A 21,323-nucleotide genomic window follows, 5' to 3' on the forward strand; every position below is an offset into this window, starting at 1 on the left:
GTCGGCGCTCCGACCTGACCGCACGAGGAGCAGAGAAAATGGGCAGTAACGAGCTCTCCAGGGCCCCCGGCGTCTCCGTCGTCGCGAAAGCCGACGCAGCGCAATCGACAGTTCCACACAATCCCTACTACGAGCGACGGTGGATGGCTCTGGGCGTCGTCGTCATCGCCCAGATCATGATCCTGCTGGATGCGACTGTCGTGAACGTGGCCCTGCCTTCGGCGCAGGCCGACCTGGGCTTCTCTGACGCCAACCGGCAGTGGGTCATCACTGCTTACGTGCTGGCCTTCGGTAGTTTGCTACCGCTTGGCGGCCGACTCGCCGACGCGTACGGCCGCAAGACCATGTTCATCGTGGGACTGCTGGGCTTCGCGATTGCCTCCGCCGTCGGTGGCGCGGCCCCGAACATCGGCACGTTGATCACTGCCCGGGCCGTTCAGGGCGGGTTCGCCGCGATTCTCGCGCCGGCGGCGTTGTCGCTGATCACCGTGATCTTCATCGACCTCCGGGAGCTGAACAAGGCGTTCGGGATCTTCGGAGCGGTGTCCGGCAGCGCCGGCGCCATCGGCCTTCTGCTGGGTGGGTTGCTGACCGACTACGTCAGCTGGCGCTGGTGCATGTACGTGAACATCGTTCTCGCGGTCGTGGGGATAATCGGTGGACTCACATTGCTTCACACCTCCACCGATCCCGACAAGCCCAAGCTTTCCGTGTCGAGCACTGTCGTCGGCTCGGCGGCAATCTTCGGGTTGGTCTTCGGATCGGCCAAGGCCCAGACCGACGGCTGGGGCTCGACGGTCACGCTGACCCCGCTCGTCGTCGGTGGTCTCCTGCTGGTCGGCTTCGTCGTGCTGCAGAAGGTCGACCGTTACCCGCTCATCCCGCTGCGCGTGCTCGCCGACCGCAACCGCAGTGCTGCCTATCTGACGCTCTTCCTGGCGAACGCGGCGGTGTTCGCAGTCTTCCTGTTCCTGACGTACTACTTCCAGGGTGTGCTGAGCTACTCGCCGATCATGACCGGTGTCGCGTTCCTGCCGCTGATGGTCACGATCGGGGTGGTCGCGACGCTGACCCAGGGCGTGCTGCTGCAGCGCCTGACTATGCGGGTCATCGTCGCTGCTGGGTTGATCGCCTCCGGTGCCGGGGCGGCCTTGCTGGCCCAGGCCGATGCGGGCAGCCTGTACGCGGCCTGGGTGTTGCCCGGGCTGATCCTGATCGGAACCGGTATCGGCTCGGCCGCCGTCGTGGCCGTCGCGGTCGGGCAGTTGGGTGTCGAACCGCGCGACGCCGGCACCGCCGGGGCGCTCAACAACGTCTCCCAGCAACTCGGCTCGGCGCTCGGCGTCGCCTTGATCAGCACCTTCGTCGCTACCGCAACCCACCATTACCTGACCCACCATGGCAGCACGGCCCTTGTTGGTGCCACCGTGCACGGGTTCACTGTCGGCTTCTGGTGGGCCGCCGGCCTGTTCTGGGCCGCCGCTGTCATCTGCGGTGCTCTGATCCGCGGTGGCACCAGCCTTCACCACGAGGCCGGCCAGCCCGAGCCTCTCGACGAAATCGTCAGCGCCCTGATCTGACGACACGCTGTGCGCGACCTCGCGTCGCGGCTGACCACGAACGAACGACTGAAGGAGACATCGATGCCTGACTACGGTCATCCCCTGCGTTTCGCAACATTCATCGGTCCCACCAACTCCCCGCCGAGCCGTCCGGTCGAGTTGGCGCAGCTAAGTGAGCGGCTCGGCTTCGACTTCGTCACCTTCCAGGACCATCCCTACCGGTCGAGCTTTCTCGATACCTGGACTCTGCTGAGCTGGGTGGCCGCGCGGACCGAGCGCATCGGAGTGTCCGGCAACGTGCTGAACCTGCCGCTGCGTCAGCCCCCCGCCGTACTCGCCCGCGCGGCGGCCAGCCTCGACCTGCTCTCCGGTGGACGGACCAGCCTCGGACTCGGAGCCGGCTTCTACTGGGATGCCGTGCAGGCGATCGGCGGACGACGGCTGACCCCGCTACAGGGCGTTGCGGCACTCGACGAGGCAATCGACATCATCCGCGGGGTCTGGAATGCCGACGGGCCCGGCGACGTGGATGTTGACGGCGAATTCTATTCGGTCCACGGCGCCGAGCGTGGACCCGCGCCCGCCCACGAGATCCCGATCTGGCTCGGCGCCCACAAGCCGAAGATGCAGGCCTTGGTGGGACGCAAGGCCGATGGTTGGCTGCCGTCGCTGCCGATGATGGAGCCGGGCGGCCTGTCAAAGGGAAACGCGATCATCGACGATGCCGCGGGGGCCGCCGGCCGCGATCCCCGCGAGATCACCCGTCTACTCAACATTTTCCCGGGCCAGCAGACTCAGGAGACACTGACCCAGCTGGCCGTCGAGGACGGTGTCAGCATCTTCATCCTGGCCAGCGACGACCCGGACGTAATCGAGCGCTTCGCCGCTGAAACCATCCCCGCGGTACGCGAACACGTCGCCCGCGAGCGCAACTAGGCCGCGAGCCAATGCTGCATGGCCGAAGCGCTTGATGCAGCCCACCAGACCAGTAACACACTCCTTACCGGCAGCTCCATACACAGCAGAGGAACACGTCATGACCACCATCAGCATTATCGGCTCGGGCAACATGGCCACCGTCATCGGCACCCGGGCAGCCAGGCGCGGCCACACCGTCGAGCTCATGAGCCGCAACACCACCAAGGCTCAGGTACTGGCCGACCAAATCGGCCACGGAGCCACCCTCGGCGCGTTCGGCGCAACGCCGGGAGGTGACATCGTCATCGTGGCCGTCCCGTACACCGGCGCAGTCGACACGGTCACTCACTACGGCGACGCGCTTGCCGGCAAGATCCTCGTCGACATCTCCAATCCCTTCAACGCCGACGCCAGCGGACTCGCGACCACCCCAGACAGCTCGGCGGCCCAGGAGATCGCCGCTGCCGCCCCCGAGGGCACACCCGTCGTGAAGGCGCTGAACTCGGTCTTCGGCCACGTCCTCGCTCACGACACGCCCCTGGACGTTTTTGTTGCCGGCGACGACGCCGCAGCGAAGGCCCAAGTCGCGGCGTTTCTGGAGAGCATCGACTTGCGGCCCCTCGACACGGGAGGGCTCGAGATGGCTTCGGTCCTCGAATGGACCGGCATCCTGCTGATGGGGCTGGCCCGCAACGGCGCCGGCTTCGACATCGCCCTCGGCGCTGAAGTCCGCTGAACACCCTTTCGGTTTGGGCTGGCCGTTTCGGCTTTGCCGTGCTGACCGAGAGAGGTAAGTACGATACGACCTGAGTGATTGAGGGCAACCGTGACCAGGGACGCCGTTGCTAGGCCACCTGAACATCAACATCTTCTGGTCGCTTGCCCAAGCCCGGGGATCGGCGACTCGCGTCACTGGGCGTTGGGGTCACGCAGGCCAACTGCGTCATGCCGCCAGAACGGCTCTGCATAGACCAGCGTCCCCGTCATCCATGGCTCATGCTCCGGGAACCTGATGACCTGAAAGGCACCGTCCGGGATGCGCAGGGATGGCTTTCGGAAGCCCAGGCCACCACCGGGCACGAAGCCGAAACGCGAGTAATAGCCCGGATCACCCTCCAGGAAGACGAGCGGAACAGCCCGCTCGGCGAGGACCTCCAGTCCGTGTCGAACCAGGGCCGAGCCGATACCCCGCTGATGGAGCTCGGGCATCACGGCCAAAGGGCTGAGGACTTGCACGTCAACCAGCCGGCGAGGCGCGTCGAGAAGACTGCGGGTGAACATGACATGCCCGACGACCTGCCTGTCATGCTCGGCGACCAGCGAGAGACCGTCCTGGGGTGTGATGGTGTCCCGCAGGGTATCGACCAGGTCGGCCACGACAAGGCCATGGTCACCGAATGCCTGCAGGTGAACATCCCGCACGGCCTGCCTGTCGCTCGGAAGTTCTTCGCGAAGATCCATGCCCGGAGGGTAAAGGTCCCTCCGGGCGGCTCGCACACGGTTTTGGAACCGGAAGGACCCCCCACCAGTGACGGCTCATTTGCACACCGGACCAGTATCCGAACCGAACGCCCGCTCCCGATGGGGCTCCTTGAATTCGGCTCTGTCCGCAGTTCCGTGAACGGACATATGGGAGGGAGCGAACGTGCCGCATGTGGCACTCTGACCGGATGGCAGAGAGCGACCGGGAGTGCCCGGTAGAGGGCTGGATCTGGAACGAGAACGTCAGGCCCTTCTTGGCGCTCTTGGCGCGTTACGCCGACTATGACTTCGATGGCACCGACTTGCAGGCGGTCGTGCACCAGACCCGTCATCTGACAAGGACGGTGGGCAGATTGCCCAGTTCGTCGACGAGCCTGCGGGACACCTTCATCGCCGTTGCCCAGTTGGACGTCTTCCGCGACGAGAACCTCGACTTCGCGCAGCGTTTGATCGCCGCCGGCGTCCCGGTCGACCTGCACGTCTACGCCCACGCCTTCCACGCCTGGGACGTGTTCGCCCCGCAGTCAGCCCCCGCCAAAACCTTCGAACAGACCTGGCACGACTATCTGTGCCGCCACCTCCACAGCTGAAGAACCCCAATCGCGACACCGCCGCTGCCGACCTCGCCGGCGGCGGCGCACCGTGCTCCGGTCTTCCCGCCGAACCATCCCGGCCAAAGGTCCTCCTTCCCCCGGCATCCCGCCGACCGGCCTTCACGACTACGGATGTCGAGCATTGACTCAGCCGACAACCCAGGTATCCGTACCAAGGCAGGAGGCACCGGTGCTGTCGAAACCCACGACCATTTCGAATGGTTTCCCAACGTCGGCTGCTTCTGAATCTGTGACCAAGTGATGCCCGTCGTCACGAACAAAGCCAGTCATGCCTCTCACTCCAGCGCCCCGGACTCCTCAGGATGCTGTGCCCTCTACGAGGCGAGCACAGGCCATTGTCGTTTCCCGAGAGCAGTCGGCGACAAGACGGGCAGTTCCTGCGTCGAGCGGTGTTCAGCCTGCGGTGAGCTGGCGGGTCTCTACTCGGAGGCCGTGGTAGACCTGCCGCCCATGGTCATCGCCCGGCCTGGTTCCGGTCAGCATGGCGGGGCGGCCAGGACGGCCTTGGCAGCCAGCCGGAGATCCCTGATCATTGTATTCGGGTCGCCCTTGCGGCTGACCAGGACGACCTGGCTGGGGGGAGCACCCTCGATCGGGACGGTGACGAGGTCGGGACGCAGTGAGCTGCGCCGATCGCCGACCGGTAGGACGGCGATCGCCCCGCCGCTCGCGACGAGTTCGAGCTTGTCCTCGTAGCTCTCAATCGGTGGCACGCCGGCCCCGAGGATCCGGTAGGACGTCCAGTCCGGGGTCTCGAACGCGCACGGGGCCGCCTCTTCGTCGGCCAGTTCTTCCGCGGTCACCGACGCGCGGTCGGCCCAGGGATGGCCGCGGGGGACCACGAGCATCCGGGGCTCCTCGTACAGGGGGGTCGTGGACACGTTGTCGGCGGCGAGCGGCAACGGGGTCCGCGCGATCAGGGCGTCGACGCGCTTGTCGGACAGTGCGCCGACGTCGCGGCAGCTCAGATGCCGGGTGGCGACCGCGGCGTCTGGGTGACGGCGGCGCAGTTCCCGTACGGCGGCGGTGATCACCAGGTCCTCGACATAGCCGATGGTGATCCGTTCGGTCCGGGCTTGTTCACGGACGGCCAGTTCGGCCTGGCGGGCGGCCTGCAGCAGGGCTTGGGCCTGCGGGAGGAATGTCTGGCCGGCCGGAGTGAGCCGGGTGCCCTGGGGTGTGCGGTCCAGCAGTCGTGTGCCGAGATATTTCTCGAGCCGTTGGATCTGGCGGCTCAGCGCCGGCTGGGCTACGCGCAGGTCGGCGGCAGCCCGGCCGAAATGCTGGTGCGCCGCCACCACGGTGAAGTAGCGCACCAGCCGCAGTTCCAGGTCCTGTCCGAGATCGTTCACCGTTGCAGAGTACGCGTCATGCTGTTTCGGAATGACCGGTTGCCGAAAGGGTCTTGGACGGCCATGCCGTCCAGGGCCTTGACTGAAGGAGCAACGTTTCCCTGAGAAAGCGACAGGCGCGATGAAGGCGATCCAGTTCCACGAGGCGGGCGGGCCGGAAGTTCTGCGGTACGACGAGGTGCCGGTTCCCGAGATCGGTCCGGGCGAGGTGCTCGTGCGGGTGCACGCGGTGGGCATCAATCCGCCGGACTGGTACCTGCGTGAGGGGATGAAGGTCATGCCGGCCGAGATGAGGCCGGTGCTGGAGTTCCCCCTCATCCCCGGAACGGACATGTCGGGCGTGGTCGAGGCGGTCGCTCCGGACGTGTCCGGGTTCGCCGTCGGTGACGAGGTCTTCGGCATGCTGCGGTTCCCGGGATTCGACGGCCGGACGTACGCCGAGTACGTGGCCGCGCCGGCTTCTGACCTGGCTCACAAGCCGGCCGGTATCGACCACGTTGAGGCGGCCGGGGCGCCGATGGCCCTGCTGACGGCCTGGCAGTACCTGGTTGATCTCGGCCACGACGTGCCGTCTCCCTTCACCGGCCAGGTGCACCAGCCGGTGCCGATCACGCCAGGGATGACCGTGCTGGTCAACGGGGCCGCTGGTGGAGTGGGTCACTTCGCGGTGCAGCTGGCGAAATGGAAGGGGGCACACGTCATCGCGGTGGCCTCAAGCCGGCACGAGCAGTTCCTGCGCAAGCTCGGCGCCGATGAGTTCATCGACTACACCACGACGGAGGTCGCGGACGTGGTCAGCGGCGTCGACCTGGTGATCGACACCGTCGGTGGCCCGGACAGTTCACGTTTCCTGACCGTGCTCAAGGGCGGCGGCACCATGCTTCCGGTGTTCTTCGCCCAGTACGACCCGGAAGAGACGGCGCGTCTTGGCATCACCGTCTCGAACATTCAGGTGCGTTCCAACGGCCCCCAGCTCGCCGAGATCGGGCGCCTGTTCGACCAGGGCGAGCTCCAGGTCGGGGTGGACAGCACCTACCCGCTTTCCGAAGCGGGCAGCGCACACGCGCGAGCCGTGCAGGGCCACATCCAGGGCAAGATCGTGCTGACGGTGGTCTCGTGATCGCCGACCTCCAGCAGGCGGTGGCGCACTACGCCCATGCCCTGGACGAGCTGAATGTCGCCGAGTTGGAAGCGGTCCTGACCGAGGACACCACCTGGACCTTCACGATGCCCGGACAGGGGGTGCTCGGCCCGGTCGCCGGACGCGCGGCGGTGCTCGACTTCATCCGTGACGGGCACACGTCCCAGACCGGAAGGGTGCGGCACCACCTGGGTAACGTCGTGGTCACGACGACGGACGCCGCCACCGCCGAGGTGCAGGCCTATCCACTGCAGACGAGGAACACCGGCGAGAGCATCCAGATGATCTCGACCGGGGTCTACACGTTGAGCTTGCGACGGTCCGACGGTATGTGGCGGATCGCCGAGCTCACCTTGACGCTGGACAACGCCTTGTAGGGCGAGGCCAGGCAGTGCGCCCGGCGATCATCGGATGCCTGCCGACGGCGCCCGGGTACCGATTGGGCCGACGACGAACAGCACGGCCCCTGTCCAGGGAGACGATCAGCTGGCCGATGCGTTGTGGAACGCCAGCAGGCTCGGCTGCCCCTGGCAGATCGGGCAGGCGGTCGGGGACAGCCAGAGTGGTGATGGCCTTTCCGGCGGCCGCGGGGCCAGATCCTTCGACGTGGAGAGCAGGCAGGCGGGGAATTCCGCCACCTGTGCCCGCGGTCCGCGAGGTGCCGACGACTGCTGTGTTCGCCCTATGGTCCCTCGGCTCCGGGATCGTGTTCCGCGAACTGCCGGTGATCACCCGCGCCCCGAACGGGTTGAAGTGGGGGCTCCAGAGGTCTTGACACACCCACTGGGACGCCCCCGGGTCATCACCCGCCTCACCCGAAACTCGAAGAAGTGTTCCATTTATCGTGGGTGGCGGGTCAAGGTCGCGCCAGCGGATCTTGTACAGATGGACGCTGGCCTCAACGTCACGACCAAGACCCTCATCAACTGGCTGTCCGACGCGGAGCGCAATGTGAGAACACGGCGATCGTCCCCGCCGACCCGATCCCCGACCACATCAAGCGGGGCCAGTACGAGATCAGCGGCGTCGTCAAAACCGGCGACGACGAGCGTACGCGCGGCACCGTGGACGCCGCGCCCCTGCGGATCGACGGCAGCCGGGGCCACTGGGACGAGATCGAGGGACTCTGGCTCACCGGCGAACTCACCGACGACGAGTTCGAGGACCACTTCATCGACGACGTCATCGTGGAGGACATCGGCGAAGGCACCGACGGACGGGAGTTCCCCGGCGGCTCGTACTCCGTCGAAGTCAGGTAGCCGCACGCACGAAGCATCGTGGTCTGCGAGCGCCCGGATGCCGCACCGTTGTGGCTGGAGGGGCGTCTGGAGCGACGAATTGGACGCCGATGCGCACTCGCTGCGTTCGATGACCCGGCCGCAATCGAGTTGGTGGCCTACGCGCTCGACACCTCGGTACGACATGAGCAGCACGACATCACGGCTTCGGCCCTGAAGACACTCGGGACGTTCCGGCCGCAGTCGCAGCGCGCCAGGAGATGGTGCCTCCGCCGGTGAGGCGGCGGGCCACCAGGTCGGTCATGGCGAGGTGAGCGCACCGAGCCGGGGGGACGGCGTTGTCAGTGGTGGCAGGCAGGATGGCGGGCATGACGACGCCCTTTGTGCAGATAGTGGATGCTGCCGCCTACGCGCAGGCGGTCGATGACGCGGTGAAGGCCGCGGCCGCCTACTACGCGGGCGGCACCTCGCCCCTGGATGACGACAGGTACGACCGGCTCGTGCGAGGTATCGCTGCGTGGGAGGCCGATCACTCTGACCAGGTGCTGCCCGGCTCCCCGACCGGGAAGGTCGCCGGCGGTGCGGCCGAAGGCGATGTGCCCCACACGGTCGCAATGCTGAGCCTGGACAACGTGTTCTCCCCGGAGCAGTTCGCCGCCTGGGCGGCCTCACTGGCCCGTCGGCTCGGTCATGAGGCGGAACGCTTCAGCGCTGAGCCGAAGCTCGACGGGCTGGCCGTCGCCGCCCGTTACAACCGCGGCCGGCTCACCCGGCTGATCACCCGGGGCGACGGGATCGCCGGGGAGGACGTCTCGCACGCGATCGGCACCGTAGAGGGTCTCCCGGATGAGCTGGCCGAGGCGGTCACAGTGGAGGTACGCGGCGAAGTGCTGATGACCACAGCCCAGTTCGAGCATGCCAACGAGGTGCGCACCGTACACGGCGGCCAGCCGTTCGCCAACCCGCGCAACGCCGCGGCGGGCACGCTGCGTGCCAGGGACCGCTCCTACACGGTACCGATGACGTTTTTCGGCTACGGCCTGCTGGCGCTGCCTGATACCGACGATGTCCTGGCCGAGCGGCTTACCGCTCTCGCGCACAGCGAGCTGATGGCCCTGGCCGCCGAGCTGGGTGTGAACACGACCGCTGCCACGCCGGTGCCCGGCATCACTGCCACGACCACGGACGAAGTGCTCACCCGTGTCAAGGAGATCGCCGCGCTGCGTGCCGATCTGCCGTTCGGGATCGACGGCATCGTCATCAAGGCCGATCTTGCCGCTGACCGGCAGGCCGCCGGATCCGGATCGCGGGCCCCGCGCTGGGCGATCGCCTACAAGCTGCCAGCCGTGGAGAAGATCACCCGGCTGCTCGAGGTGGAGTGGAATGTGGGCCGCACCGGGATCATCGCCCCACGCGCCGTCCTGGAACCGGTCGAGATCGACGGCTCCACCATCACCTACGCCACCCTCCACAACCCGGCCGACATCACCCGCCGCGACCTGCGCCTGGGCGACCACGTCATGGTGCACCGGGCCGGCGATGTCATCCCGCGCATCGAGGCGCCCGTCGCCCACCTGCGCACCGGCACCGAGCAGCCGATCGTGTTCCCGCAGCTGTGCCCCCAGTGCGGGTCCGGCATCGACACCAGCCAGGAACGCTGGCGCTGTGAGCAAGGCCGCAACTGCCACCTGGTCGCCTCCCTGTCCTACGCCGCCGGCCGCGACCAGCTCGACATCGAAGGCCTGGGCACCACCCGCGTCATCCAGCTCGTCGAGGCCGGCCTGGTCACCGATCTCGCCGACCTGTTCACCCTCACCCGCGAACAGCTCCTCGCCCTGGAGCGGATGGGCGACACCAGCACCGACAACCTACTCGCAGCCCTGGCCGCGGCCAGGACACAGCCGTTGTCGCGAGTGCTGTGCGCACTCGGCGTCCGCGGCACTGGCCGGTCCATGTCCCGGCGGATCGCCCGGCATTTCGCGACCATGGACAACATCCGGGCTGCGGACGTCGAAGCTCTCCAACAGGTCGAGGGCATCGGCCCAGAGAAAGCGCCGTCCATCGCCGCTGAAATCGCCGATCTCGCACCGCTGATCGACAAACTCACCGCGGCCGGGGTGAACATGACCGAACCCGGCGCCACGTTCGCGCCCGCCGCAGAGATCGGCACCGAGGACACAACCGCAGCTTCCACCACGGCCGTCGGCCCACTCACCGGGATGACGGTCGCGGTCACCGGTGCGATGACCGGACCTCTGGAACAACTCAGCCGCAACCAGATGAACGAACTCATCGAGCGGGCCGGCGGCCGCTCCTCCTCCAGCGTGTCCAAGAAGACCACCCTGGTCGTCGCAGGTGACAACGCCGGGTCCAAGCGCGCCAAGGCCGAAGACCTCGGCATCCGCCTCGCCACACCCGACGAGTTCGCCGTCCTCGTCGCCGACTACCTCAACTGACACCGCCGTAGGAGAGACATGTCCTGTGCCGAGCTTCCTCAGCCTGCGCCCGGTGAGGTGCTGTTGGTCTGCACGTGCTACGAGGACGGCAGGGCCCTGTGGGGCGGGCTCCTCGACGAGATCGGTGCTCGCCGGGAAGACGACGGTCTCGTCCTCGGACGCAAGGGCGTGCGGCTGCGTACGGTTGAGGACGGCCGATGGGACTTCCTGCATGGGGGAAACATCCCGGCGCTTGTTCCCGACAGCAGTCCTGTGCCGCCGGTCGTCGTCCTGGCGGACATCCCCGTGGCGTACGGCGGGGGCGGGCCGCTGCTGGTGGACCTGGCGGCGACACCCGGGCGGGGCGTCCGGGTCCCGTCGACCCGGCTCGGCGAGATCCTCGCCGACCTGCTGAGCGGCGTACTCGTCTTCGACGACCTGGTGCGCGACATGGACCGGTGCGGGATGTACCAGGGTGACGGCGGCCGCCCGGCTTTCCCCACGCCCACGCCCTCGCCGCCGCACCGGTCCTTCCCGTCACTTCCCTCCACCGCTGCGGCCCTGCTGGTCCGCACCTGCTTCGACGACGAGGCGGGCTGGCAAGCCCTGCTCGGCGAACTGGGCGGGACCGACGCAGACGGCTGGGTCGGCGCGGACCTGGACCCGGACGAGATCGACGTGGAGCACTACCCGTTGACAGCGCTCGTCGTCGACGACCCTGCCTTCGAAGGCCTCCAACCGGGCCAGGTCCCAGCGCTCGTCCCGTGCAAGGAGCACACCACGTTGGTCGCACTCGCCGACGCCCGGACCTTTGCCGAGCCCGGACGACCGCTGACCGTCGTCGACCTGTACGACAGCCCAGGGCAGCAGGCCGTCCTCCCATGCCGCGAAGTCGGATCGATGGCGTGCAACCTGGAGATCGCCAACATGGACTTCCACGACTTCGTCACCGAGGAGGGCACAAAGCCGTGGTGGGAGGGCGCCTGAGACACGTTCTGTCCCTCCTTGATGGGGCGCGAGCGCCTGGAGGAGTTCGGTGTGCTGTGCGAGGCCTGGCGAGAGCACCACCGGTCGCAGGTCGTTGATCAGAGGATCACCTCCCGCACGATGTCCTAGACGGCCACCAGGGTCTGGGACTCGATTCCCGCCGGCGTAGCAACGGCCAAGCTCTAGTACCCCAGATCGGATCGCCGAAGAGATGGATGACTCCTGCCCACACCCCGATCGGCCTGCGCGGCGGCCGTGGGCACGCCCTGCCGTCGACCGTGAGGACGCGCGGCGGGTCGGACAGTCTCCGGCAGGTCAGGCGATCTCGGAGTCGATGCCGGTGATCAGTGCGGGGCCGAGCGGCACGCGGTCCGCGTCGAGCCCGGCGTCCCGCAGCGCGGTCTCCGCAAGCCGCCGCGCCTCGCGCTCCGCGTCGGCATTGCTGTCCGCCTCCACGGTAAGCCGGAGGGCGAAGGTGTTGTCGTCGTTGACGGCGAGCACGTCCAGGTCCTCGGCGTTGCCCATCCTGGTGCCGTGCGGATCCGCGGGCCGCAGAGCCCGCCCCAGCCGCTGCCGTGCCGTCTCGTCGACGCCTGCGGTAAAGGTGCCGGGCACAGTGATCACGTAGGTGGTCATGATGATCCTCCCATCAGATGCCACACCGCCTACCCCAGATCACCGCGAAGAGTGCGGCCGTACCCCGGGCGGCGCGATCCGCGCGGCGAGTGGTCTCGTAGATGAACTGGCAGGCCTCCCGATCGCGATGCCGCTGTAAGAGGGCGTCTGATCTAGGTCGCAGCGTCGCCTTCCGCCTGGCGCTGGAAGAACGCGGCTGGTCCTACGTCATGGCGGTTGAGCCCAAGGAGGTCGCCCGCCCGGCCGGTGCCGTCCCGTGTCTGCCGCCCTACCAGGGGCTGGGGCCGCCCACCCTGCCGCGCTATCGCGAGCCGGCCCGCCCCCTGCGTCAGCTGGCCGATGCGTCCACCCGCTTTGAGAGCGTGACCTGGCGCCAGGGCAGCAAGGCACCGATGACCTCCCGTTTCGCGGTGATCGAGGTGCGGCCGTCGGGCAAGGAAGCCACCCGCGCAGCGCAGGAACACGGTGGTGGACGCAGTCGGTGGGACGGCGTGCTGCCGCTGCGGACTCTGCTGGTCGAACAGCCCGAGACGGCGACCGAGCCGACCGCGGCTACTGGATGACCAACCTGTCCGCCACCACACCGATCGCCGACCTGGTGCGCTGGGCAAAGATGCGCTGGCGCATCGAGCACGACTACCGAGAACTCAAGCACGGCTTGGGCCTGGACCACTTCGAAGGCCGCACCTGGCGCGGCTGGCACCACCACGTCACCCTCGTCACCGCCGCCCAGGCCTTCCTCACCCTGCGACGCTACGACCCAAAAGCCCGCACGAAAGCCCGAGCCTCTACCAAGTCCTCGACGCGCTACAAGACCTACTGCGCTGCTGGACCGGCACCTGCACCACCTGCGGACGCCCCTTCACCACAGGCACAACCAGATCCAAGACCTAACGAAGCACTACTAGTCACCACGATGATCACCAGGCCCGTGCCTGTCTGCTGCGCACCCCAACCGGGGTCACAACCCGACCAGCCGGACGACTCCGGAACTTACAACCACCCTGGGTGGGCAGGAAACAGCCGCAGGTAGGGTGTCTATTCCCGGAAGTGTCGTTTGCAGTCCTCGACGAAGCCGGAGAACTCGCGTAGCGCCCAGATGATCTCGATGTCGAGATATTCTCTCAGCGGGAGCGTTGCCATGAAGATTCGATCCAGCTCATCTGCGGATTCCGCATCGATCACGGCGATGACCCGCCGCTGGCCAGCCACTTTGTACATGTGGACGACATTTACCTTACCGCCGACCTCCTCTTGCTCTCTTACTTGATAATCCCACATTTCATCGAAGCTCATGCGACCCTCGATGTTCCAGCGCATCTGGACGTAGAAAAGCATGCCGCACACCCCGAGTCGTCGTCCGCATCGGCCTTTCCGTAAAGTCCGTCACACTCGTGTTGAAGATGCGACGCACCTTTTTCCGTCGTCACGTCACGAGCCGACTGGGTAACTCGACGCTATTCCTCTCCATCGCAACCGGCATCTTGGAAGCGCGTGCGCGCGGGCAGCGACTTGGGAGCCGTAGCGAGTCCGGGAGTCAGGGTGGTTGCAAGTTCCGGGGTCGTCCGGCTGGCCGGGTTGTGACCGGTTGGGGTGCGCAGCAAACAGACACGGGCTTGGTGATCATCGTGGTGATTAATTAGCACACCACTGAGGTGAGCCCCGCCCTCCCGGGCGGGCTCACCTCACGTCAGGAGAGGTGGCATCGTTTCGGCACGAGATGGGGAGTCGCACGCGCACGTGATTTTGCTGATGTACGTGACTTCGGGAGTCACGCACTCCTTCCAGCGGCTGCTGGCTGCGTGCCTGCTTGGGTCGGTCGCCCCGGGGGACGGGCCCGGGGAACGCGACGTCCTCAGGCCCTCCCCCCTTGGAGACCCCTGTGATGGCGGCCTCTGGTAGCAGGGCGGCGCGCACAGCACGGTGACGGTGCGGCTGTCGCTGACCGCTGTGGAGGGGATTGGTGGGTGGTGATCGCGAGGGTCTTGCTGGTTTCCCAGGGCACGGGGGCGGCCATGGCCTGGGGCCGTGAACGCCTGCCTGACAACCCCCCCCGCACCGCGCCAACCACCGCGCACAGATACCCGACTGGGTCGCCGACTCCCACGCCCTGGTCCACCCTGGCACCCCCGAGCACTGGGCCACCCACCTCGCCGAGCGCCACCGCATCCTGGCCCGCTCGCTCGCCGACCGCGGCCACACCCTGGCCAACTCCATGCCCGCCGGGGCACGCCCGCTCGGCAATCCGCCGCCGACCAGCGCCCCGCGCCGCCGCCACGCCTGGGCCACCACCGCAGCCCTCGTGGAACTGTGGCGCACCCGCCACGCCATCACCGGCACACCCGGACTGGGCCCGCGCCCCCGCCGACCCGAACGACGCAGCGGCCTGGGACGACCTCGACGCCTGGGTCCGCGCCCTGACCGCACGCCGCCGCCCCGTGCACCTCCCGCCACCCGACGCCCCCGCCTCCGTCATGATCGAAGCCGCTCTCAGCCACCTCGACGCGCCGCCACCCGCCGGCTCGCTGCCCGACCACCCGGCCCTGCGCGACCCCCTCGGCATCGCCCCGCAGTCCTACGGCACACCCGAGGCCCGCCTCCCCGGCGCGCCCTGGCTGCCGTACTCGCCGGCGAGCCCCTGCCCGAGCCCTGGATGGAGGAGATCACCGCCCCCGGCGAGGACGACGAGGACAGCGCGCCTTCACCCGGCTGCTGACCGCCATCGGCGACTACCGCCACCGCCACCACCGTGCCGGCCCCGACGTGCTCGGCCCGCGTCCGGTGGGCCTGGACGGCGAGGAATGGAACCACCTCACCGACGCCATGGACCTGTACACCCACGCCCGCGTCCGACGCCGCCTGGAACAGATTCGGGCCCGCACCACAGCCGAACGCGCCGGCCTACTGCCGCCCACCTCGCCACTGCACCCGCAACTCCCGGACGAAATACCCAGGCCCGGACCGGGCTCCCCGGGACGCTGAAAGCCAGTGCGTGGAGGTGGGCGGTGCGGCAGGTCAGCACCACCGGGGTCGGCTCCCCGATTGTGGGGCCGCTCCTACCCCTACCCATGGACCGTACGTATGGCGTACGTGCGTACATTTTCCGTACACATAGTGTTCGCAGGTGGCAGGGCGCTCAACCGGAGGGTGCTCTCTGCGGTGTCGAGCAGGTCGGGGGAGGCATCGGAGGGCCAGCCGTCTGTCGCTGCCGCCTGGTGGGCGGCGGCGTGCATGAAGGACAGGTAGATCTTGTAGCGGTGGGGCGACCAGTCCTGGTCTTCCAGACCCAGGCGGCGACCGCGCCGTCGGGGTCATGGCCCGTCTCCCGGCCGACCGCCTGGGCCAGGGAGCGCAGCCACCGGGCCGGGAGGTCCTCGGCGGCCAGGATCTTGTGGAGGGTGGTTGGTCCGCTGCCGCCGGGGGAGCCGCTCTTTCCCTTCCCCCACACGTAGGTGGCGACCAATGCCTCTCGGAGCGTCTCGCGCGCCAGCGTGTTGGCGACCATCGACGTCACCTGCGCCCGGCTGACCCGGGCGTCCCCGGTGAAGGAGTGGGGAGCCAGTGCCGAAGGCCAGGGGGTGATCCCCGGCTGTGACGCAGCTCCTGTCGCCCCCGGGGGAGGCCGCCGTACCGTTGTCCGCACCTCCCCGCCCGGGCGCGCAGTGCCCGCGACCGGATCACCCACACCGGAACACCCAGGACAGGCGGGCATACGCACAGGACGGTCCACCATGCCCACCGCGCTCTCGCCCGTCATCGCCGCCTCCGCACGCTGGCTGCTGGCGGCCTTCCCCCCGGCCACCGGCCCACTGAACCAGGCCCTGGCCGAAGCCCAGGCAGGCCATGCGGCCACCATCGCCGCCGCCCTGCGCTACCCCACCGCGCTGGACGCCGAACTGCTGGACCTGCTCGGCCCCGGCGGCTCCGGCCGGCTGGACTTCGTCACCGGCGCCGACGCACCCCCGCTGACGGACGCCACCCACGCCTGGCGCACCCAGGTCGACGAGACCGTCGTCAGCTGGGCGGCCTGCCTGCTGGCCGACGCCGACCTCGCCGCCCTGGCCGCCGCCTGCCTGGCCGCCACCCACCACGGCCCCGACGGCGTGGGCGACGCGCGCCGGCTGACCATCCCCAGCCCACGCGACCACCGCGCGGCCCCCCTGCTGCGCCACCCGGACTTCCTCGGCCCGATCGCGGACCTCCACCGCGAGACCCTCCTCGGCCTCCTCGGCGCCGCCCCGGCCGTCACCGCCCCCGAACCCCCGGGATGGCCTGGGAGTCCGCGGAGCGCGCGCTGATCACTACCGAGGCGGGTGTCGCGGAAGTGGGCCTGCGGCGGGGCGGGACCAGGTGGCGGCTGCCCCTGCCCGGCGTACACGGCGATGCGGCGGTGCTGGAGGACGGCTCGGTGTGGGTGCTGTGCGGGCCGGCGGTGGTGCAGTGGCGCGACGGCGTGCCGCGGGCGGTCGGCGGCGGATTCGAGGCGAACGCCAGCCTGCTGCTCGGCCCCGACTCCAGCGTGTGGGTCCTGTCCGGGTCCGGGGCGACACTCGGCACGGGGGCCGGCTCGACCATGGCGCTCACGCGGCTCGACGAGCAGGTGGGCAACCAGCAGCGCTTCGCCATCGACTTCGACGCGGCGGTCCGCTCAGCCGCCTGGCTCGCGAGCGGCGTTTCCTCCTCGCCGCCGGCGGACACAGCGCCGTCGTCGACCTCGCCGTCAGCACCAGCGCCGGAACGCTCGAGGACTGGATGCTGACTCCGGTGTCCTACCCGGGGCATTTCGCGCGCAGCGGCGGCGACACCGTCCTGGTGGCGGGGCGGGCCGGTTCGGGCGTCGGCGTGGAACTGCACGCTCTTGACATCGCCGGCCGCACCAGCGACCCGGTTGCCGAGGTACAGCTCGGCGACGTCCTCAGACTCGTCCAGGATCCGGCAGGCGGCCCCGCGTACCTGCTGGGGGTGCGGCCGACGAACGACATCGACGCAGTCCACCCTGTGCTGGTGAAGGTCACCGGTCACGCGGCCGCCGTCTCGTCGGCCGCCGCGGAACCCGAGCCGCGGTCCGACGACGTCTACGTCGAGGTGCGCCGCCTGGCCCGCGGGGTGAAGAAGGACTACGCCCTGGAGAAGTTCCCGCTGCCGGACGGCAAAGGCGTCATGGGCATCGTCCACGAGGCCGTGCACAAGGCGACCAAGACCGTCGTCGCCTTCAAGAAGCCGCGCTCGCTGCGCGAGAACCTGACCGCAAGGATGCCCCGCGAGATCGAGGTAGCGCAGAGACTCGGCACCAACCGTCACGTGATGCCAGTCCTCGACTTCAGCCCCCCCCGGGCTGAGTGGTTCGTCATGCCGATGGCCCAGAGCACCGCCGAACGACTCCAGCCCGAACTGCAGCACGATCCGACCGCGCTACGGGCCCTAGTCGACGCGGTCGCGTCCGCACTGGCCGACGCCCAGTTCGTGGACGGCCGCGAGCGAGCGGGCCAGCGACGGGATCACGACGTCGAGCGTGCCGGTCCCGGGGACGACGACGGTCTGCTCGTCGAGGGCGTCGAAGATCTCGTCGATCAGTCGCTGAGCCATGCGCGGGGCCTTGGGCCGGATGACTTCAACGAGCCTGCGACGACCCGCTTCTGCAGGGCGGCCGGAGATCCGTGGCGTTCCAGCAGCCAGGTCACGGCCGGGTGGTCCAGGCGCGGGCCGAGGACGCGTTCCAGGCTGGGGTGGAACTGGGTGAGCAGGCCGCGTATCCGGTTGGAGGTGCGGGTGGCTTCGGCCGCCAGGTCCTGGTCGAAGCCCACCAGCACGGTCAGCTCTGCGGTGATCTCGTCGGTCAGTTCCAGCGAGCGCAGGGTGTGCGGCATCGTCCTCGCGGCGTCGGCGATCACGGCCGCGTCGCGGGCGTCGGTCTTCGCCTCGCCCGGGTAGAGATCGGCGATCCGCCGCATCGAGAGTCCGGGCAGGTAGGCAACCTTGCAGCCGGCGTCCCGGGCGACCGTCAGAGGCAGGGCTCCGATCGAGGCGGGCTGGTCCACGATCACCAGCACGGTGGCGAACTTCGCGGCCAGCTTGTCGAAGACGGCCCGCAGTTTCGGCTCGCTGTTGGGCAGCTGCTTGTCGAAGACCTTCTTCGCGGCCGGGGTCAGCCCGTGCCCGTGATGAGCGCTCTCGCCGACGTCCAGACCAAGGAAGACGCCCACGTCGTCGATGTCGTCCAACCCATCCTCCCGAACGGGGTTCGTGCGGTGCTGGCCAGGGCGTCGGCGTCGTTTGCGCGCATCCACCTTATGCAGACCTGCCGCCCGCGAGCGGCCTGGCATTGCGTCAGGCCAGGCGGTGGTCGGACCTCTCATCAGCGTCTCCAACGGCGCCTCCCGAGCCCGGTGACACCACCCCCCAGGTCATCCGTTCGACAGGGGGGAACAGCCGTGCCGGGCCCGGAGGCCAGCGGCCCCGTTGCGGAACCGCGCAAAACATAACGGGGGATCGGGCGCGACGGCGGGGCCGCGCGCCGCCGGACGGACAAGCCGCCCGGCCGGGGCCGTAGGGGTGCTGCGGCACCAACTGGCCCTGTACTCACCTTGGATGAGTACGGATAGCCACGAGGGCAGGGGTGGTCTTGATGACGCGATGCGAGCGGAGATGGCATCAAGCCGTCAGCGGCGAGAACCGGAGCGGTTCTCGCCTTCGAAGGGTTCGGGCTGGGGCTGTGGCCACTGGTTCCGGTTGATGTGGTGGGCAAGGGCGGGCCGGTTGGCGACGCTCTGGTTTGCCAGGGAGCGCATCCCGGGACGCCTGCCGAGCTGTGTGGTCAGGGCCGTGCCTGAGGGCGGGCCGGCCTGGGTGAGGAGCCGGAGCGTGATGACGGCCTCGGTCAGGTGCAGCGCGCCCGCGAGCGCCCCGGGATCTTTCGTGGACTCCGTCGGAGACAGTGAGGCCGTGGCTCAGTACATTGCGGATGCGGGCCGTCACATAGGTCCACGGTCTCACCGTGCCGTTGAAGAGCCACTGGCACACCTCTTGGGCCCGAGCTCTTCGGCCAGGACCAGGAGGCGCTTCTCCAGCGTGATGTCCATGAACACCTTGACTGCGGCACGTACGTCGCGGCGCTGGGCACCGTTGAATCCTCGCGCGTCCTCGAGCGCCTTGCGCACGCTGTCCGCGAATGGATGCTCCGTCGGTTCCTCGTGCAGAGCACGATGGAGTGTCTCAGCTGCGTTGACGACGTCCAGGAGCTGCAGTTGCAGTGCCGCGGACCGTCGGCGGGGCTCCACTGCGTCCAGCGGTGCGGAGCAGCGGCGGGCCAGCTTCAGCCACGCCGTGCGACACGGTGCAGAGCAAGATCGACCGCCGCATCACGCGCTCTTGAGACTACGGCCGGTTCCTGGAGCGCGTCTCCCGGACGCGCGGCACCGGCCGGGCCGCGCGGGAGCTCTCGGCGAACGGGCAGCCTGCGCTGGCGGCATACGCGCCAGAACCCGGCGGCGGGCACCGGCTCACATCCTGCAGGTGTCCACCGTCACCGGCGGCCTGGTGGCGCACAACGTCGTCTTCGCCGATCCGGGCGTCTTCGACGTCTTCGAGCTGCCGCGGCACATTCCTGCCGGGGATTTCGCGCCGGAGCGATGAGTCGGGTGGGCGGCGCCGGTATGTACCGGTGAGCACTCGACCTGAGCGAGAGGGACATCGCTGTGAGCATTATCGTGATCGGGTTCGTCACCGTAGACGGGATCATGTCCGACCCCACCGGTGCGGAGAGGACGCCGCTGGGCGGTTGGGCGCTGCGGCACGGCCGTGAAGTCATCGACGGGGACAAGTTCCGACTCGGCCGCACGCTGGACGACGGCGTGCTGCTGTTCGGGCGCACGACCTGGCAGATCTTTTCCCGCCTGTGGCCCGGACGTGAGGACCCGTTCGCCGCACGCATGAACGCCGCCCCAAAACTGGTCGCCTCCCGCGCGCCGAGCGGCACGGACACCGCGGCGTGGGCGAACTCGCGGATCCTGGAAGGCGACGTCATCGACGCCGTCAAGCACGAACCGCGCGATGTGGTCGTCATCGGCAGCCTCAGCATCGTGCACCAACTGATGGCCGAGGACCTGATCGACGAGTACCGGCTGCTGACCTTCCCCACCGTCCTCGGCACCGGCGACCGGCTCTTCCCCGCGGGCGGCCCTCGCGCGGAGCTGGAGTTCCTGTCGGCGCAGCAGGTCGGTCCCGCCGTCCTCACCCGCTACCGCAGGGCCACCCGTTGACCGCCCGCTTCATCGTCTTGTACGAGACACCGGCCGACCCCGCAGCATTCGACCGCCACTACCGCGACGTCCACCTCCCGCTCGTACGCCGACTCCCGGGGCTGCGCTGCTACACGCTCGGGCGCGACGCGGTCGCCGTCCGCGGCGGCGAACCGTACTACCTGGTCGCCGAATTGGAATGGGACACGATGGAGGAACTACGTGCAGCCTTTGCCTCCTCCGCAGGGCGCGCTAACGCAGCCGATTCGGCCCGACTCCAAGAGCTCACCCCGGTCCGGAGCATGATCTACACGGTCGACGAGAGCGTGCTGTAGGGGCGCGAACGCGCAATTGGGGAGCGCGGCCCACTGGATGGTCCGTGTCTACCCTTTCGAAGACGTCTGTTTGCCCGAGTGTCGCGAGTGGACCGGCTACCGACCTCGGGCGAGCGACAGCAGACCATCAACGGGGGACGGCCCGTCGTGGCCCTACCGGAGCCGTGTCCTCGAACATGGCCGTCTCGCAATTCAGGCCGACGTTCGCGGTCGGCGTCCATGCACGACACCTCGACGTGTGGCACGGCCCCGTTCGCCCCAGGCGGTACGGCCACAGAACAAGCCCGGCGTGCTCACCCAGCACGACTAGAGTTAGAGGGAGGTGGGCCGGCGCTTGGCCGCCGGGCCCACCCTGCTCACTTGATGCGTTGCGAGGTGCCACACGA

19 protein-coding genes and 1 pseudogene are annotated in these 21,323 nt (G+C 68.6%); 14 read left to right on the forward strand and 6 right to left on the reverse strand.

What is annotated here, in order from left to right; translation table 11 throughout:
* The first annotated feature begins 38 nt into the window (after positions 1–38).
* The 3 genes from BLW82_RS42355 to BLW82_RS42365 all read left to right on the forward strand — a co-directional run bounded on the left by BLW82_RS42355 (position 39) and on the right by BLW82_RS42365 (position 3,216).
* The gene (locus BLW82_RS42355) at positions 39–1,580 is read left to right on the forward strand and encodes an MFS transporter (protein WP_093507716.1); all 1,542 of its coding nucleotides are present in this window, start codon (positions 39–41) and stop codon (positions 1,578–1,580) included.
* Positions 1,581–1,643: 63 nt separating this feature from the next.
* Complete coding sequence (locus BLW82_RS42360) at positions 1,644–2,498, forward strand: LLM class flavin-dependent oxidoreductase (RefSeq protein WP_256216159.1); 855 nt, start codon at positions 1,644–1,646, stop codon at positions 2,496–2,498.
* 100 nt (positions 2,499–2,598) lie between these two features.
* Positions 2,599–3,216 (forward strand): NADPH-dependent F420 reductase, encoded by a 618-nt coding sequence (locus BLW82_RS42365; protein ID WP_093507720.1) that lies wholly within the window; start codon positions 2,599–2,601, stop codon positions 3,214–3,216.
* Positions 3,217–3,389: 173 nt separating this feature from the next.
* On the opposite strand, the gene BLW82_RS42370 is transcribed toward BLW82_RS42365, so the two are convergent.
* A complete protein-coding gene (locus tag BLW82_RS42370; RefSeq protein WP_093507722.1) occupies positions 3,390–3,941 on the reverse strand; it encodes a GNAT family N-acetyltransferase in 552 nt (183 codons plus the stop codon).
* Between the two features lie 209 nt (positions 3,942–4,150).
* Here BLW82_RS42370 and BLW82_RS42375 point away from each other — a divergent pair, with 209 nt between their 5' ends.
* A complete protein-coding gene (locus BLW82_RS42375) occupies positions 4,151–4,552 on the forward strand; it encodes an alpha/beta hydrolase (protein WP_177233244.1) in 402 nt (133 codons plus the stop codon).
* 500 nt (positions 4,553–5,052) lie between these two features.
* On the opposite strand, the gene BLW82_RS42380 is transcribed toward BLW82_RS42375, so the two are convergent.
* Positions 5,053–5,928 (reverse strand): LysR family transcriptional regulator, encoded by an 876-nt coding sequence (locus BLW82_RS42380; RefSeq protein WP_093507724.1) that lies wholly within the window; start codon positions 5,926–5,928, stop codon positions 5,053–5,055.
* Positions 5,929–6,049: 121 nt separating this feature from the next.
* Here BLW82_RS42380 and BLW82_RS42385 point away from each other — a divergent pair, with 121 nt between their 5' ends.
* From BLW82_RS42385 to BLW82_RS42405, 5 genes are all read left to right on the forward strand, one after another.
* On the forward strand, positions 6,050–7,048 hold the full coding sequence (locus tag BLW82_RS42385; protein WP_093507725.1) for an NADP-dependent oxidoreductase: 999 nt from the start codon (positions 6,050–6,052) through the stop codon (positions 7,046–7,048).
* Positions 7,045–7,446: a nuclear transport factor 2 family protein gene (locus tag BLW82_RS42390; protein ID WP_093507726.1), complete on the forward strand. Its 402-nt coding sequence runs from the start codon at positions 7,045–7,047 to the stop codon at positions 7,444–7,446. Before BLW82_RS42385 ends, BLW82_RS42390 begins: the two co-directional genes overlap by 4 nt.
* 687 nt (positions 7,447–8,133) lie before the next feature.
* The gene (locus tag BLW82_RS45975; RefSeq protein WP_256216160.1) at positions 8,134–8,328 is read left to right on the forward strand and encodes a hypothetical protein; all 195 of its coding nucleotides are present in this window, start codon (positions 8,134–8,136) and stop codon (positions 8,326–8,328) included.
* Between the two features lie 347 nt (positions 8,329–8,675).
* The gene (ligA, locus tag BLW82_RS42400) at positions 8,676–10,763 is read left to right on the forward strand and encodes an NAD-dependent DNA ligase LigA (protein ID WP_177233245.1); all 2,088 of its coding nucleotides are present in this window, start codon (positions 8,676–8,678) and stop codon (positions 10,761–10,763) included.
* Between the two features lie 18 nt (positions 10,764–10,781).
* The gene (locus BLW82_RS42405; RefSeq protein ID WP_093507728.1) at positions 10,782–11,729 is read left to right on the forward strand and encodes a DUF6924 domain-containing protein; all 948 of its coding nucleotides are present in this window, start codon (positions 10,782–10,784) and stop codon (positions 11,727–11,729) included.
* Between the two features lie 315 nt (positions 11,730–12,044).
* On the opposite strand, the gene BLW82_RS42410 is transcribed toward BLW82_RS42405, so the two are convergent.
* Positions 12,045–12,365: a hypothetical protein gene (locus BLW82_RS42410; RefSeq protein ID WP_093507729.1), complete on the reverse strand. Its 321-nt coding sequence runs from the start codon at positions 12,363–12,365 to the stop codon at positions 12,045–12,047.
* Positions 12,366–12,466: 101 nt separating this feature from the next.
* Between BLW82_RS42410 and BLW82_RS42415 the strand changes: the two genes are divergently transcribed.
* The gene (locus BLW82_RS42415) at positions 12,467–12,928 is read left to right on the forward strand and encodes a transposase (RefSeq protein WP_371131457.1); all 462 of its coding nucleotides are present in this window, start codon (positions 12,467–12,469) and stop codon (positions 12,926–12,928) included.
* A gap of 475 nt (positions 12,929–13,403) precedes the next feature.
* Here the strand turns inward: BLW82_RS42415 and BLW82_RS42420 are convergent, their stop codons facing one another.
* Together BLW82_RS42420 and BLW82_RS46440 are read right to left on the reverse strand one after the other, a co-directional pair.
* Positions 13,404–13,703, reverse strand: coding sequence for a muconolactone Delta-isomerase family protein (locus BLW82_RS42420; RefSeq protein ID WP_093507730.1), 300 nt, complete (start codon positions 13,701–13,703; stop codon positions 13,404–13,406).
* Between the two features lie 1,798 nt (positions 13,704–15,501).
* A complete protein-coding gene (locus BLW82_RS46440; protein ID WP_371131458.1) occupies positions 15,502–16,122 on the reverse strand; it encodes an 8-oxoguanine DNA glycosylase OGG fold protein in 621 nt (206 codons plus the stop codon).
* On the opposite strand from BLW82_RS46440, the gene BLW82_RS42430 reads away from it, so the two are divergent.
* Positions 16,097–16,663 (forward strand): hypothetical protein, encoded by a 567-nt coding sequence (locus BLW82_RS42430; protein ID WP_093507731.1) that lies wholly within the window; start codon positions 16,097–16,099, stop codon positions 16,661–16,663. The genes BLW82_RS46440 and BLW82_RS42430 overlap by 26 nt on opposite strands.
* Positions 16,633–17,124: a hypothetical protein gene (locus BLW82_RS42435; RefSeq protein ID WP_093507732.1), complete on the forward strand. Its 492-nt coding sequence runs from the start codon at positions 16,633–16,635 to the stop codon at positions 17,122–17,124. The genes BLW82_RS42430 and BLW82_RS42435 overlap by 31 nt, the downstream gene beginning before the upstream one ends.
* 701 nt (positions 17,125–17,825) lie before the next feature.
* Here the strand turns inward: BLW82_RS42435 and BLW82_RS42440 are convergent.
* Positions 17,826–18,586, reverse strand: a pseudogene (locus BLW82_RS42440) (IS110 family transposase); the annotation flags it as partial.
* A gap of 1,473 nt (positions 18,587–20,059) precedes the next feature.
* Between BLW82_RS42440 and BLW82_RS42455 the strand changes: the two are divergent.
* Positions 20,060–20,623, forward strand: coding sequence for a dihydrofolate reductase family protein (locus tag BLW82_RS42455; protein ID WP_093507734.1), 564 nt, complete (start codon positions 20,060–20,062; stop codon positions 20,621–20,623).
* Positions 20,620–20,937, forward strand: a complete 318-nt coding sequence (locus tag BLW82_RS42460) for an EthD family reductase (RefSeq protein WP_218162401.1) — start codon at positions 20,620–20,622, stop codon at positions 20,935–20,937. The genes BLW82_RS42455 and BLW82_RS42460 overlap by 4 nt, the downstream gene beginning before the upstream one ends.
* Positions 20,938–21,323: the final 386 nt, after the last annotated feature.

This window comes from Streptomyces sp. Ag109_O5-10 (assembly GCF_900105755.1).
In the GTDB taxonomy this organism is placed as follows: domain Bacteria; phylum Actinomycetota; class Actinomycetes; order Streptomycetales; family Streptomycetaceae; genus Streptomyces.